Raw genomic sequence first — 14588 nt, 5'->3', positions numbered from 1 at the left:
GACCTGCCCAGCGATGTCATCAGAGCGTGCGTATCGTCGGCGTGCCGACACGCCGTGGCCCCAGCCGTATGCTCGTCACGGACACCGACGCCGGTGTCGCGTGGGTCGTAGGTCACCAACGGTCGATCGGTGATGTGCGCGGCACGTGGTGATATCGCGCATCAATCGGTGATCCGATGAGCGTCGGGTTGCACCCGAGTTCAGTTTTCGTGGACGTCGTTGGAAATGGTGGCGCCGGGAACAGCGAGCGTGTGTAGTCATGCGTGTCGACTAATGTCCACTGTCGAATCCCTCGCCGGGACTGAGTGGAACCTCCGCGTCGCCGCTTCGTTCAATGGCTCGGAAAACGTGTTGGAGAGTGATCGCACGAGTTCCCGGGCGTCGCGATGTGGCCAACGGCTGCCATCTTGCTGGTCGAACGCCGAGGCGCAGCGGTCAGTCCACTCGGGTCCGTCCCACGTCCACGCCACCCGTGACAGAACGCGAAGCGAGTTGAATCCCCCCGCAGAGGTCCATGGACTGTCGCGGACTTTTCTCATCCGAAGCCCACCCACGTCCCCCGTCCACCCAAGTCCATCCAACGAGTTACGGATGAGTTGTGACAACTCGTGACATCGAGCCGAGTTTCGCAGGTGACAGGACACCCCTGGACCGTGGCGGACCTGCACGGACGTATCGCTGAAGTGGTGAAACGAATGGTCAGAACGAGCTATCTCGAAGCATTTCTGCTGGTTCAATCCCGAAAGGAGGCTCTCGATATGCCCCTGAACCGAAGACCGCTCGCTTACAAGGCTTCGACGGCCCGATCAGGTGAATTCACCTGGACTCACGAAACCCGGTCTGAGCTGCGCGTTCGTCCATCAGCGTCCGCCCCGGTCCACCTCCGTCCGTCCCGACTTGTGACACTCTCGTGACACCGAGAATCCCCTACGTCGAACTCGACTAGTCCGTATTACCCTGGTGGACATCGTATCTCGTTGATCGACAAAGCAGCAGACGCGGGTCCAGCCGCATGACAGTTGCGGCCACGCGTCAATGAGTCGCGACTCGGCTTCACGATCGCGTCACTAGCAAACGCGGCTGAACGAAGGCCCACACCGGCCGAGTGCAATGCGTGGGAACGACCTCACCTCCGAGGACAACCCGCCAAGCTCGACCGGAGGTCTGCCGGAGCCGCAGAGGACGCTCGTCGGAAGCACTCGCGCCAGCTCACTCAACTAGTTTGATCCGCGCAACTCCTGGGTGGTGTGGCGCAGGATCTGCGCCCTAACGGTCCCGAGGAGTCATTCGAGTAGTTACGCGAGGGCGACAAACCAGTCGGTACGGCCAGCTGAAGTTCTCGGAATGGGCACATTCGCTGCCCTTTACGACACCTGCTCCGAAAACAATCACATCCGAGGCAGGCAGTTCGAGCGCATCTGCAAGTGGTACCTCGAGAACGACCCGTACTACCGACACACGGTTCGGGAGGTTTGGCTGTGGGATGACTGGGATCACAGGTGGGGCAGCGACGCCGGCATCGACCTCGTGGTCGAGGACAGTGTCGGGAAGGCCTGGGCGGTGCAGGTTAAGGCGTACAGCCCCGATCACGCCGTCACGAAGCGCGACGTCGACAAGGTCCTCTCCGAGTCGTCGAGGAAGTGGTTCGACTATCGCCTTCTCATCGCTACCACGGACCGGTTACACCACAGCCGGATCGGGCTGGCCGAAGCCATGCGCAAATATGACCTCCGCCGGGTCATCGCTTCCATTCGCGGGTGCTGCGAGCACAGAGATTCGCCGCCGAGATGCCCGACGTTCTCGACTGGATGCCTGCAGAAGAACGACCGTCCGGAACATTGTGACCGGGTTCGCCTCCGGTGATATGTCGTCCGTTGAACGCCACGTGAAGCTTCAGCGTCTCCGCCAACTCGACGACGACGAACGCGGCGTGCTGGCCAACGCCAGATGGCTCGCCGAGGGCGTCGACGTCCCCACCCTCGACGGTGTCGCCTTCATCGACCCACGAGGCTCGGAGGTCGACATCGTTCAGGCGGTCGGGCGGGCAATCCGGTTGGCCGAGAGCAAAACCGTCGGCACCATCGTGATCCCGGTGTTCATCGATACTGCCGCAGAAGGGTGCGGAATCGCGTCAGCTGCACGATCCGATGCGTGCAGGAACCGAGACCGAGTGAGACGGCACACCTTCCCACAGCCGACCGAGCGGCGTATGGTCTTGACTACATACCCCCTGGGGGTATCGACGCGGAGCAGGACACAGCGGGTAGCCGACCGCAGCGATGCGATTGACTACGGCACGTCCGAATCTCCGACCGGTACAGGGCATCGCACAGCAACACCTTTGAAATTGAGGAATTGACATGATCGAGTCATCACCGGCCACCGTCCGGACGGACAGTTCGCACGATCACGACCATCACGACATGGCCGGCGGCCACGGAGGCCACGGCGATCATGCAGGCCAGTTCCGCAGGTTGTTCTGGGTGATGGTCGTCTTGGCGGTTCCGGTGATCGCAGCGTCGGACATGTTCGCGATGATCCTCGGGTATTCACTTCCGCACAGCTCCTGGATCGGGTGGGTGTCCCCCGTGCTGGGCACAGTCATGTTCGTGTGGGGTGGCTCCCCGTTCCTCACCGGTGCCGTCAGCGAGATACGCGGCCGCACACCGGGAATGATGCTGCTGATCGCGTTGGCGATCACCGTCGCGTTCGTCTCGTCTCTCGGTGCGAGTGTCGGTCTACTCGATCATCAGCTCGACTTCTGGTGGGAGCTGGCACTGCTGATCGTGATCATGCTGCTGGGGCACTGGATCGAAATGCGCTCACTCGCGCAGACGACGTCGGCCCTGGACTCGCTGGCCGCGCTGCTCCCCGACACCGCGGAGCGGGTCGACGCCGATGGTGAGGTGACCGTCGTGGATCCGGCGCAACTGCAGGTCGATGACGTGGTGGTCGTGCGCCCCGGCGGCCGGGTCCCGGCCGACGGTGTCGTCGTCTCAGGGGCCGCGAGCATGGATGAGTCGATGATCACCGGCGAGTCCCGCACCGTGCGCCGCAGCGACGGGGACACCGTCGTCGCCGGCACTGTCGCCACCGACTCCGGGATCCGCGTGAGGGTGTCCGCCATCGGCGAGGACACCACCCTCGCCGGCATCCGGCGCCTGGTCAGCGACGCGCAGAACTCGTCGTCGCGGGCGCAGCGGATCGCGGACATCGCCGCGGCGTGGCTGTTCTGGTTCGCCCTCGGCGCCGCCGTTCTCACCGCGGCCGCCTGGACCCTCCTCGGCTCCCCCGACGACGCGGTCGTCCGCACGATCACCGTCCTGGTCATCGCCTGCCCCCACGCGCTGGGCCTGGCGATTCCGTTGGTGGTGTCCATCGCGACCGAACGTGCCGCACGCGGCGGCGTCCTGATCAAGGACCGCCTCGCGCTGGAGTCGATGCGCACCGTCGACACCGTGCTGTTCGACAAGACCGGCACTCTCACCCGCGGCGAACCCGCCGTCACCGACGTCGAGGCCGTGGACGGGCGCACCGTCGAGGAGGTTCTGGCGCTGGCGGCAGCTGCGGAAGCGGATTCCGAGCACCCGTTGGCACGCGCGATCGTCGCCGCTGCTGAGGGCCGTCGGCTCGATATCCCGTCTGCGCAGGACTTCCGGTCCTCACCTGCGGTCGGGGTGTCCGCGGTCGTCGACGGCGCCGCCGTACGGGTGGGTGGTCCGGCGATGCTCGAGCAGGAGCGCCGGGCCGAGCTCGGTGTGGCCGATCGGTGGCGGCGGGACGGGGCGATCATCCTGCATGTCGTCGCCGACGGCGCCGTGATCGGAGCGCTGAAACTGGCCGACGAGATCCGCCCCGAGTCCCGCGCCGCGGTGGCCGATCTGCACGCCCAGCGGGTGCAGGTGGTCATGATCACCGGCGACGCCGACGCGGTCGCCGCCTCGGTCGCCGGTGAGCTCGGTATCGACCGCTACTTCGCCGGGGTGCGCCCGGAGGACAAAGCGCAGCGGGTGGCGGACCTGCAGGACGAGGGCAGGAAGGTCGCGATGGTCGGTGACGGTGTCAACGACGCCCCCGCCCTCGCCCGCGCCGACGTCGGCATCGCCATCGGTGCAGGCACGGATGTGGCGATCGCGTCCGCGGGGGTGATCCTCGCCAGTGACGACCCCCGCTCGGTGCTGTCGGTGGTCGATCTCTCCCGCGCTGCGTACCGGAAGATGAAGCAGAACCTGTGGTGGGCCGCCGGATACAACCTGCTCTCCGTGCCCTTGGCGGCCGGTGTGCTCGCACCCATCGGGTTCGTACTCCCGATGTCCGTGGGAGCGATTCTGATGTCCCTGTCGACGATCATCGTCGCCGCCAACGCCCAACTGCTCCGTCGACTCGACCTCCGGCCCGGCACTGGTACCCCGCGGGACTGACCTGCGGCCCTCCGATACGACGCAGCCCCGCACCGACATCGGTGCGGGGCTACGTCGTTCGTCGAGCAGGACCCGAAACTGCGGTACCGGCCGGGTTCTCGGTCAGCCCAAGAGCTGCTGCATGCGGGAGATCTCGGCGTTCTGCGTCTCGACGATGGTGCGGGCCATCGCGACCGCGTCCGTGTTGGAGCCGTCGGCGATCTCCTTCTCTGCCATCGCGACCGCGCCCTGGTGGTGGGCGATCATCATCGTCAGCCACTGGCGGTCGAAGTCAGCACCCGACGCGGCCATCAGCGAGTCCATGTCCTGTGGAGTCATCATCCCGCTGCCCGATCCGTGGTCCATACCCTCCATCGAGCTCGCGTCCGACGACGGCGCCGGCTGACCCCACTGCACCAACCACGACGTCAACTGCTCCATCTCGGGTTTCTGGGCGGCGGCGATCTCCCCTGCCAGGGCGACGATCTCCGGGTTCGTCGTGCGCCCGTCGACCATGGTGGCCATCTCGACGGCCTGCGCGTGATGGGGATACATCATCGACGCGAACATGACATCGGCGTCGGTGAAGTTCGCTGCGGGATCCGCGGACTGCGCCGACGAGGACTCCATCGAGGTGGACGAGCCCATCGAGTGGCCCTCCATCGACGTGCCCGATCCGTCGTCGCTACACCCTGCGAGGAGGGCGATGCCGACCGCCGCGGCGGCGAGGACGGTGGTTGTTCTTCTGTTGATGCGCATGGAAGTACTCCTGAGGTGTGACGAACGAGAGACGAGGTGGATCTGCCTGCGATCCGCCGGAGCACCGTGGCCCCGGACTCCCCGTCACACCCGAAGAAATACCGACTTGTCCAGTGAGTACACCGCCCACGGGGGCGCACGACCTGCCCGAGCCACGATCGCGACAACACGGTCGGACGCGGTGTCCAGTGTCGGCATGGACTCGGCGGTCACGGTCGGCACCGACATCGCAGGGAAAGACGTGACCGTCCCGATGCACGGATGCACCATGTCGTGACCGCTCGGGCACGGCACGTGCGCCGCCGCCGTCTCGGCGTCGACGGTGTGTGTGTCAGCAGAGTGATGGGCGACCACGCTGTTCGGCTGCCCTGGTGCGGGCATCGCGTCATGGGCCGCGGCGGTGGGGACGGGCAGGGTCGTGTGCATCAGCACCACGCCGAGCGCGATCAGAACCGTCCGAAGCACCGAGAGCGCAGACGAGGCCGACGATCGTCGCCGAGCACCGTCACGCACGTTGCCACCGTACCAAGCAATACCCCCTACGGGTATCACCGAGGCCGAAGGCAGATCCTGACGCGCCGCCGACTCGGCACACAGATCATGGATGTCATGGCCGCGGCGATGGTGCCGGTCATGATGGCCACTCTTGCCGTCGTCGTGGCGTCGCAGATCGACGCAGTCCGCTCCGAAGGCTCCCAGCTGATTGCCGCGGTGCCGATCTTCGCGGTGCCGATCTTCGTAGCGTTCCTGGTCATCATGGCGGTTGTCGGATGGGCGACGGCCAGAGTGACCCGCCAGGACGTCCCGGATGCTCGGGCCTCGACCTTCTCCGGCGCCACCCGATTTCGTTGGTCGTACTGCCGCTGGCGCTCGCGCTGCCACCAGCACTGTCTCTTGCTGCCGTGGTCGTGGTGTCGCAGACACTGGTGGAGCTGATCGGAATGGTCGCCTACGTCCGACTCATCCCCTGCCTTGTCCCAGCTCACGCTGCGAGAGCACCGGTGAAGTTCGAAACAACTCGCACGAACCAAGGCAATCCCGGGTGACGAGAATTGGATAAGTGCAGGTGGCGTCAGTGAGGGTGAACGAACCACGGGATCCAGTGCCGCGACCCCGTTCCACTTCCCGCGAGCACTGAGCTCGAATGGGGACTTTCCCGTCAAACGCGCCCGTGGCCCCGTGCCCACTACGATCGCAGTCTCTACGCTGGCACCGTGCCCCTGCCGACCCATGTGACCGACCTGATCAGCTACGAATTATTGCTGTCCGTCGCCGAGCTGGGAAGCATCGGACGCGCAGGGGCTGCGCATGGCATGTCGCAGCCAGCGGCGAGCGCACGCCTGAAAGCACTCGAAAGCCGCGTCGGGGCAGCACTCCTGCATCGCGGGCAGCGAGGTGCCACCCTCACCGCAACCGGCGAACTGGTCGCCGGCTGGGCCGAGCGCGTCATCGCCGAAGCCGCCGAGCTCGCCACGAGCATCGCAATGCTGCGCACCGACCGCCACAGCCACATTCGTATCGCCGCGAGCCTCACCATCGCCGAATACCTCATACCGCGATGGCTCATCACACTGCGCTCCCACGACACTTCCATCACACCGACTCTCACCTCCGGAAACTCTGTCGACGTAGCCGCATCGGTGCTCGACGGCCGCGCCGACATCGGATTCGTCGAAAGCCCCGATCTGCCCAGCGGACTCCACTCGAAGGACGTTGCCCGCGACGAACTCGTCGTCGTCGTCGCCCCCGATCATCAATGGGTTCGACGAACGATCACGGCGAGCGAACTGGCCGCGACACCGCTGGTCACCCGCGAACCCGGGTCCGGCACACGTCTCGCGCTCGAACGTGCGCTCCGGACTGCAGGCCCACTCGCCGCGCCACTGCTCGAGGTGTCCTCCACCACTGCCATCAAAGCTGCCGTCATCGGCGGCCTCGCACCGGCCGTACTCAGCTCCCTCGCGGTATCCGCCGAGATCGCCGCCGGAACACTGGCCCGCGTTCACACAGAGGGGCTCGACCTGCGCCGGTTCCTGCGTGCCGTGTGGCCCGCGGGCCGTGAACTGCGAGGACCGTCGAGCGACCTGCTCGTCGTCGCCCTCAGATCCCCGCAGTCATAACCTGAGGTTGGGACCGGCCAGGTAATCGGTGTCTACCGGTGACGACTGTGTGCGAGGACGCTGGAAGTCATGACCACGACAGCTCTGCACCGCTCCTCCATCACGTCTCGGCGCGGCGACGATACCGAGCGGCCGCGCAAGTGGCCGGTGCTCTCCGACCTCGACCACCCGAGCCAGATCTTCGAACACATCACCCCCAACTGGTTCGCCTCGGTCATGGGCACCGGTATCGTCGCCAACGCCGCCGCCACCCTGCCCGCCCACATCCCCGGACTGCACGTGTTCGCAACGATCGTGTGGATCGCAGCGTCGGTCGCCTTGATCACACTCTCCGGTGCCTTCGCAGTGCACTGGATCCGACACCGGCAGTATGCGCGTGAGCACGCCGCGCATCCGGTGATGGTGCAGTTCTACGGCGCACCCCCCATGGCGCTGCTGACCGTCGGTGCCGGGACGATGCTGCTGGGCAAAGACGTCATCGGAGCGGTGCCCGCAACCGTGATCTTTGCCGTCTTGTGGACCGCTGGCACAGCCCTCGGGCTGATCACCAGCATTCTCGTGCCCTACCTGATGATCACCGCCCACGATCACCAGACCGCCGTCGCACTCCCGGCGTGGTTGATGCCCGTCGTACCGCCGATGGTGTCCGCCTCCACCGGTGCGCTGCTGCTCCCTCATATCGCGGACGGGCAATGGCGCCTGGCCATGCTGTCCGGTTGCTACGCGATGTTCGGGCTGTCACTGATCATCGGAATGCTGACCATGACGCTCATCTACGGACGGCTCGTCCACGGCGGAATCCCGCCGGTCCAGGCAGCACCGACGGTGTGGATCACCCTCGGCATGATCGGTCAATCGATCACCGCCGCGAACCTGCTCGGCAACGATGCACCCTTGGTGTTCACCGGCGAGACCGCCTCCGTCGCAACCGGCCTGCACGTGTTCGGCATTCTGTACGGACTGATCATGGGCGGCTTCGGCGTCTTGATGTTCATCCTCGCAACCGCCCTCACCATCCATGCCGCCCAGAAGGGACTGACATTCTCACTGACCTGGTGGTCGTTCACCTTCCCCATCGGCACGTGCGTCACCGGTGCCACTGCCCTCGGCGGCACTCTGGGGTCGGCCGCGGTCGAGGCCCTTGCAATCGGACTGTATGCGGCCTTGCTCGCAGCCTGGGGCACAGTCGCCGCCCACACTCTCCGCGGCAGCGTCCAAGGAAAAATTTTTCAACCCAGCTGAACCGACCGCGGGTAGTACCCACTCGGAACGCTGATACCGAACGAACGGCGTCGATCGATGAACACACCGAATGCAGACACACCGACTTCCGATACCCCGAGACGGGGCCGCCGCGGACGCATCTGGGCACGAGTCACCGAAAATTATCTGGCCTGGCTGTTGCTGATGGCGGGAACAGCTGCTGCGGGGCCCTTCTCACTGCCCTCGCCGGCGGGAGGGCTGGACCGTCGTCGCAGCGATCGCGACAGTGGTGCTGTTCGCGGGATGTTGGTTCTCCTATCGAGACGGTGCACGCCGGGGTGTCGCCGAACAACACATTGTCCAGTACCACCCCGACAGCCCGGACGAGGTGATCGACATCGACACCAACACCGGCGAACGCCAGCCCCACCAGGACTGACCGGTCGGAGGCAGCAGCACGATCCGCCCTACCTCAGCACAGTGCGGGGTTCAGGTGCCTTCTCCAGGTGCGTTGCGACCGACAGTGCTGCGTTGATCAACCGCTGGCGAGCAGCCGCCGGTGCGTGTGCGTTGCGAGCCGAGGGGTGCGGTGCCGCAATCACCGGGAGGAGGCGGGTGGGAGCAGATGCAGTGATGACGCGCATGTAGCCATCGAGAGCCTTCGCACCGAGAACGAAAACCACCTCCAGTTTCGGCAGCAAGGCCATGAGCTCGCCGACATATGGGCCCGCCTCACCGAGAACGGATGCCGTCGGCGATACCGGATGACCGGCGTCGTCGAGCACTGCCCACGGCACAATATTCCACTTGACGCACTGCACCCGGTCGATACCCGCGTCGGCGAACACCGATTTCAGCACGGGGTTCGTTCGATCTGGATTGTCGAACGAACACATGTTGGTCCCGCCCGGACGCATCGTCTTCGGCCCCGGAGACTCCAACAGCACCAGACAGCGAGCCGCGTCACCGCCGTCGTCGGGATCGAACAGTGGAATGGACCGTGCAGTGTCGATCCTCCATCGCAACACCGACGCATTGAGTGACCGGACCGGGGCATCGTGCGCTCGGGCATGCTTTCCGGACCACACGTCATCATCTGTCATACCGCCGCACTCACTGCTGACCACGCCACACGCACTGCTGGCCATGGGGAAACGCACCGTGAGCCGTAGACGCCAGCTCTCGGTGGCTCGCCTCGACGACCACTGCTGAGCGTTCGACGACTCCGCTGCCTGAACACACCTGTCAGATAACCACGACAGGTCGTGTGATGCCTGTTGTACCCGTCTTCTCATCGACTTCGATTCCAGATCGGGTCGGTTAGGGTACCCGCGTCCACCGAACGAGTTACGGATGAGTTGTGACAAGTCGTGACATCGAGCCGGATTTCGGTAGTTTTCGCAGGTGGCCGGACGGCCCTGGACCGTGGCGGACCTGCACGGACGTACCCGGGGGAAGTCGTGAAACGAGAGGTCAGATCAGGCTATTTCGGAGCATTCGTGCTGGTCAGAGGCATATCGAGAGCCTCCTTTCGGGATTGAACCGAAGACCGCTCGCTTACAAGGCGAGTGCTCTACCACTGAGCTAAGGAGGCATGCCCGGCGTACCGGGCGCCACCATCATAACGAGAGGCCTTCCTGCCGGCGCCCGCCCACCCCGTCGGTCCCGGAGCCGGCGACGCTGACCCTGTTCCCGCCTTGCCGCTTCGCCTCGTACATGGCGGTGTCGGCGCGGTCGAGCAGGCTGTTGAGCATCACGGCGGTGTCGCCGCGCGCCGTCGACAACGGTAGGGATGCCACCCCGATGGAGGCCGAAATGGGGGTCTCGTCGTCGTCTCGATGAATGGCGTGAAGGAGGTCCCGGGCGACCGCCGGCCCCCTCGACTCGTCGCCGACGACGACCACCAGGAACTCCTCGCCGCCGATGCGGGCGGACACGGCGTCGAACGACACTCGACCGATCCGTGCGGCCGCGCGGCGGAGAACATCGTCTCCGATGGTGTGGCCGAAACGGTCGTTGACCGACTTGAACGCGTCGAGGTCGAGACAGATCGCGGACACGACGGTGACGTCGTCGGCCGGGGTGAGCCGCGCAGTCCGGACCATGGATTCGACGTCCACGAGCATCCCCCGGCGGTTTCGCAGGCCGGTCAACTGGTCGTAGAAGGCACGGGCCGCATCGTCACGCAGTGCCGTGAAGAAGAAGTGGTTGAGAGAGGACGCCGCGAACAGGATCACGAGGACGGTGATGAGCGTGGACACCGCGGCGGACAGCGTCACGGTCGTGTCGACCACCAGGCGGGTGAACAGGCACAGCGCGACACCGAGAGCCAACAGTTCGTGGGCCAGGAACACCCGCACGCCGTGGAAGGCGTTGGCGTAGTTGCCGACGGTGACCAGCAGGGCGGCCGACATCACGACGATCTGTGAGGGCGGGAGCGCGAGGAGCACCGCCGCGATGCTCAGATCGGCGATGACGACGAAGCGCAGCGACCACTCTTCAGTGAAGAAGTGGCCACGTGCCCACGCCACGCCGAGCACCACCGACACGATCGTGCCGACGATGAACACCCACCACGGTCCGTCCGCTTCGCCCGAGGACAGCGAGGTCACCAGGTCCGCGGTGGTCTTCCCCGCGACGAGAAAGCACGCCGCGGCAATGAGGTAGGGCGCCGTCCGAAGGTAGGCGTGGGACCGGTGGTAATTGGCGACCCACGCGTAGTCGATCTCGGACGACCACCACTCGCGGAGAACACGCACTCGAACCAGCCTTGCATCGTGACGGACAACGGTGACGGGGGTCCCCACTCCGTCGCCTCGAATGGTATGCACGCAATGCCCGGTCGACACCATCAATGCCGGATAATGGCCCACATACTGTGGTTTTCACGGTCTTCACGATTGTTTCCACGATGCCACCTCGTGCAGGGAACACCCGGGGTCACCCGGTACCTTCGTCCTCGAACCACCGGACACGACAGCGGACCGAGAGAGGTATGAGCTTCCTGCAGGGCTTCACATCGACGTTACGACGCATGACGGGCGAACGACGCGCCATCGTCGACACCCCGGCGGGCGCACCCAGTCCGCTCCAGCCCATCGACCTCATGGACGACGCGAGCGTCGCCGAGGTGCTCGACCTCGCAGTCCGCGTCGGTGAGGTGACGCTGGCGGCCGGAACGGGTGCTATCGACACCGCGGCACAGGTACAGTTCATCGCCTCCACGTACGGCCTGTCGCGCTGCGACGTGGACGTCACGTACAACTCGATCGTCATCAGCGCTTACCGGGGGCCGACGCTGCCACCGGCGAGCACGATGCGCATAGTTCACTACCGCTCGATGGATTTCACCCGCCTAGCCGACGTCGACGCTCTGGCTCGCAAAATCCGTATGGAGGTGCCGACGCCGGCCGCCGCTCTGGCCGAGCTCAAGGAGGTCATCACCGCGCCCCACCCGTACAACCGGTGGATCGCCACGCTGGCATGGTCGGGAATGGCTGCCGCGATCTCGGTGCTCCTCGGCGGCGGTGTGCTCGTCGCGGCGGTGAGTTTCTTGACGACGATGGTGATCGACCGTGTCGGGCGCGTGCTGAACCGTGCCGGTCTGCCGTTCTTCTTCCAGCAGGTGGTGGGTGGGTTCATCGCCTCGGCGCCGGCGATCACGCTGTACAGCTTCCAGGATCAACTGGGCATCTCGATCTCGCCGTCGCAGATCATCGCGGCCGGCGTGACGGTGCTGCTGTCGGGGTTGTCGCTGGTGGGCTCGGTGCAGGACGCCATCACGGGCGCGCCCATCACCGCCGCCGCCCGGTTCTTCGAATTGTTGATGATGACGGGCGGCATCATCGCGGGCGTCGCTACGACGTTGCGGCTGGCCGCGATGCTGGGAGCCGAACTACCCATCCTGAGCAACGTCGCGCTTCCCGATATCGCGCAGGTGCCGACCAAGGTGCTCGCCGGCGCGTTCGCCGCGCTGTTCTATGCGCTGGCCTGCTACGCGGAACGCAGGGGCCTCACGGCAGCGTTCATCGGCGGATTCGCCGGAGCTCTGGTGTTCCTCGTCGCGCAGCAGGTGGGCTTCGGGCCGGTGCTCTCGTCCGCGGTCGCTGCGACAGTGGTCGGGTTCGCGGGTGGTCTGATGGCACGCCGGGCGTTGATTCCGCCGCTGATCGTCGCCGTCGCCGGCATCACGCCGCTGCTTCCCGGCCTGTCGGTGTACCGAGGACTGTTCGCGCTGCTCAACGATCAGACCTTGCTGGGACTGAGTGCCCTGCTGGCCGCCGTCGGTACCGGTGGTGCGCTCGCGGGAGGAGTCACGCTGGGCGAATGGGGCGCACGGACACTGCGCAGGCCCCGGATAGTCGAACGCACCGAGTCCCTGCGTCGACCCATCATGAGAATGGGCCGCGCGGACTCGGTGCGGTCGAAGCTTCCGATCAAGAACCGTCGGCGTACCGAACGGGAGTGGAAGTAGAGATCAGGAAGGGTTCTCGACGCGGTGGCGACCCGCCGCGTCCTCTTCCATGGCCTCGCGGAGGCTGCGGGGACGCATGTCGGTCCAGTTCTTCTCGACGTACTCCAGGCACGCTGCGCGGCTCTCCTCGCCGAACACGACGCGCCAACCCTGGGGCACCTCGGCGAATGTGGGCCACAACGAGTGCTGATCCTCGTCGTTGACCAACACGTAGAAGCGTCCGTCTTCATCGTCGAACGGGTTGGTGCTCATCTTGCCTCGCTCACTGCAAAAGTCGGTGCCGGGCGATCCCGGCGGGCATTGTCCGTGTCGTCGCGGCTCGCCGCGTCGTCCGTCGAACCGCTGTCGACCCTAGCAAGGACCGCGGCTCCGGCACGCCTCGCAACGATCGAGTCGAGAATTTCTCCTGACCTGACGGCCACATTCGAGAGCAGTGACGACGTGATTCCGTGTGTCGTCTCCGTTCCTCCCTGCAGGTAGACGGCAGGTCCGTCCGATGTGTCTTCCCCGGACAGCAGCCGGTAATCCCGCGTGACGACGCGAGGAGCGTCGTCCGCCGGGGCGAGGTCGCCGAGCAACGACCGCAGCGGGGCAGGCCGGAAGCCGGTCGCGAGGACCAGGGCGTCGCACACGAGCGTGTCGGCGATGCCGTCGATGGCGTCGCGCACTGTGACCTCGATACCGTCGGCCGACTCGGCTACCGCCTCGATGGTCGAGGCGCGGCGCATGAACAGACGACGGTGGCCGCTGACGCGCTCGGCGTACTCGGTGCGGTAGAGCTCCTCGATCAGCTCGAGGTCGACGACGGAGTAGTTGGTGCTGCGGTGCAGCGCGATGAGCCGCTCGCGCTCGTGCGCGGGCGCCCGGTGCAGCTCGTCCACGGCGGAGGGATCGAAGATGCGGTTGGCGTAGGGGCTGTCGTCGGCGGGGCTGTAGCCGTACCGGGAGAAGACGCTGTGCACCTCGGCGTGCGGGTAGTGCGCGTGGAGGTACTGGACGACCTCCGCGGCGGATTGGCCCGCACCGAGAACCGCGAAGCGGCCGTGGGTGGGCTGGGGCAGCTCGGCCATCCGGGGCAGGAAGTCGTGGTTGTGGAAGCAGCGAGCGGACAGCCGCGCCCACTCGGGAACGCGCTGGGTCAGGCCGGCCCCGACCGCGACGTTGCGCGTCTGCACCACGGTGCCGTCGTCGCATCGCACGGTGAGGATGTCTCCGTCGGCGGCGATGTCGGTGACGGAGGTGCCGAAGCGCACGTCGGCGTCGACGCGGTCGGCCGCCCAGCTGAGGTAGTCGTGAAACTCGTGACGCGTCGGGAAGAAGGTCTGGTGGTTGACGAAGTCGACCAGACGCCCCCGCTCGAACAGGTAGTTGAAGAACGTGAAGCCGCTGCGCGGGTTGCGGAACGTCACCAAATCCTTCGGGAACGCGATCTGCATCGTCGCGCCGTCGAGAAGCATGCCGGGATGCCACCCGAAGCTGTCCTGTCGTTCGACGAACAGGGCGCGGACACGCTCACTCTCGGCACAGACGGCGTTGTGTTCCTCGATGGCGATGGCCAGCGCCAGGTTGGCGGGACCGAAGCCGACGCCGACAACGTCCATCATCTCTGGTGCGCTCATGTCCGCGAGCTTA

General features: G+C 65.8%; 14 protein-coding genes and 1 tRNA gene. 8 read left to right on the top strand and 7 right to left on the bottom strand.

Annotation, left to right across the window (positions count from 1 at the left end):
* The first annotated feature begins 1344 nt into the window (after nt 1–1344).
* Genes RU01_RS23345 through RU01_RS09575 form a run of 3 tightly spaced genes read left to right on the top strand, consistent with a single transcriptional unit; the run spans nt 1345 to nt 4421 of the window.
* Nucleotides 1345–1863, top strand: coding sequence for a restriction endonuclease (locus RU01_RS23345; protein ID WP_042574318.1), 519 nt, complete (start codon nt 1345–1347; stop codon nt 1861–1863).
* A complete protein-coding gene (locus tag RU01_RS23340; protein ID WP_042574317.1) occupies nt 1841–2359 on the top strand; it encodes a helicase-related protein in 519 nt (172 codons plus the stop codon). Before RU01_RS23345 ends, RU01_RS23340 begins: the two co-directional genes overlap by 23 nt.
* A 1-nt stretch (nt 2360) precedes the next feature.
* Nucleotides 2361–4421 (top strand): heavy metal translocating P-type ATPase, encoded by a 2061-nt coding sequence (locus RU01_RS09575; RefSeq protein ID WP_082043008.1) that lies wholly within the window; start codon nt 2361–2363, stop codon nt 4419–4421.
* A 102-nt stretch (nt 4422–4523) separates the two neighbouring features.
* On the opposite strand, the gene RU01_RS09570 is transcribed toward RU01_RS09575, so the two are convergent.
* Together RU01_RS09570 and RU01_RS23135 are read right to left on the bottom strand one after the other, a co-directional pair.
* Nucleotides 4524–5159 carry a DUF305 domain-containing protein gene (locus RU01_RS09570; protein WP_042574315.1) on the bottom strand — a complete coding sequence of 212 codons (636 nt, stop codon included), beginning with the start codon at nt 5157–5159 and terminating at the stop codon, nt 4524–4526.
* Nucleotides 5160–5243: 84 nt separating this feature from the next.
* Nucleotides 5244–5672: a hypothetical protein gene (locus RU01_RS23135; protein ID WP_162245349.1), complete on the bottom strand. Its 429-nt coding sequence runs from the start codon at nt 5670–5672 to the stop codon at nt 5244–5246.
* Nucleotides 5673–5768: 96 nt separating this feature from the next.
* On the opposite strand from RU01_RS23135, the gene RU01_RS09560 reads away from it, so the two are divergent.
* From RU01_RS09560 to RU01_RS22825, 4 genes are all read left to right on the top strand, one after another.
* On the top strand, nt 5769–6095 hold the full coding sequence (locus tag RU01_RS09560; protein ID WP_371829995.1) for a hypothetical protein: 327 nt from the start codon (nt 5769–5771) through the stop codon (nt 6093–6095).
* 278 nt (nt 6096–6373) lie between these two features.
* Entirely contained in the window at nt 6374–7279 is a 906-nt protein-coding gene (locus RU01_RS09555; RefSeq protein ID WP_229746301.1) for a LysR family transcriptional regulator, read from the top strand.
* Between the two features lie 69 nt (nt 7280–7348).
* Nucleotides 7349–8521: a TDT family transporter gene (locus tag RU01_RS09550; protein WP_082043007.1), complete on the top strand. Its 1173-nt coding sequence runs from the start codon at nt 7349–7351 to the stop codon at nt 8519–8521.
* 247 nt (nt 8522–8768) lie between these two features.
* Nucleotides 8769–8921 (top strand): hypothetical protein, encoded by a 153-nt coding sequence (locus tag RU01_RS22825; protein WP_156148856.1) that lies wholly within the window; start codon nt 8769–8771, stop codon nt 8919–8921.
* Between the two features lie 28 nt (nt 8922–8949).
* Here the strand turns inward: RU01_RS22825 and RU01_RS22085 are convergent, their stop codons facing one another.
* From RU01_RS22085 to RU01_RS09530, 3 genes are all read right to left on the bottom strand, one after another.
* Entirely contained in the window at nt 8950–9585 is a 636-nt protein-coding gene (locus RU01_RS22085; protein ID WP_162245516.1) for a uracil-DNA glycosylase, read from the bottom strand.
* A 419-nt stretch (nt 9586–10004) separates the two neighbouring features.
* Nucleotides 10005–10076, bottom strand: a tRNA-Thr gene (locus RU01_RS09535).
* Nucleotides 10077–10101: 25 nt separating this feature from the next.
* Nucleotides 10102–11241 carry a GGDEF domain-containing protein gene (locus RU01_RS09530; RefSeq protein WP_042574313.1) on the bottom strand — a complete coding sequence of 380 codons (1140 nt, stop codon included), beginning with the start codon at nt 11239–11241 and terminating at the stop codon, nt 10102–10104.
* 245 nt (nt 11242–11486) lie between these two features.
* Here RU01_RS09530 and RU01_RS09525 point away from each other — a divergent pair, with 245 nt between their 5' ends.
* Nucleotides 11487–12956: a threonine/serine ThrE exporter family protein gene (locus tag RU01_RS09525; protein ID WP_442970492.1), complete on the top strand. Its 1470-nt coding sequence runs from the start codon at nt 11487–11489 to the stop codon at nt 12954–12956.
* Nucleotides 12957–12959: 3 nt separating this feature from the next.
* On the opposite strand, the gene RU01_RS09520 is transcribed toward RU01_RS09525, so the two are convergent.
* Nucleotides 12960–13208 carry an MbtH family protein gene (locus RU01_RS09520; RefSeq protein WP_027506921.1) on the bottom strand — a complete coding sequence of 83 codons (249 nt, stop codon included), beginning with the start codon at nt 13206–13208 and terminating at the stop codon, nt 12960–12962.
* Entirely contained in the window at nt 13205–14575 is a 1371-nt protein-coding gene (locus tag RU01_RS09515) for a lysine N(6)-hydroxylase/L-ornithine N(5)-oxygenase family protein (protein WP_082043004.1), read from the bottom strand. Before RU01_RS09515 ends, RU01_RS09520 begins: the two co-directional genes overlap by 4 nt.
* Between the last annotated feature and the right edge of the window lie 13 nt (nt 14576–14588).

The organism is Rhodococcus sp. MEB064 (genome assembly GCF_000834565.1).
Lineage (GTDB): Bacteria > Actinomycetota > Actinomycetes > Mycobacteriales > Mycobacteriaceae > Rhodococcoides.
The sequence above is the reverse complement of the archived record's forward strand: the minus strand, read 5'-3'. Positions and strand labels throughout refer to the sequence as shown.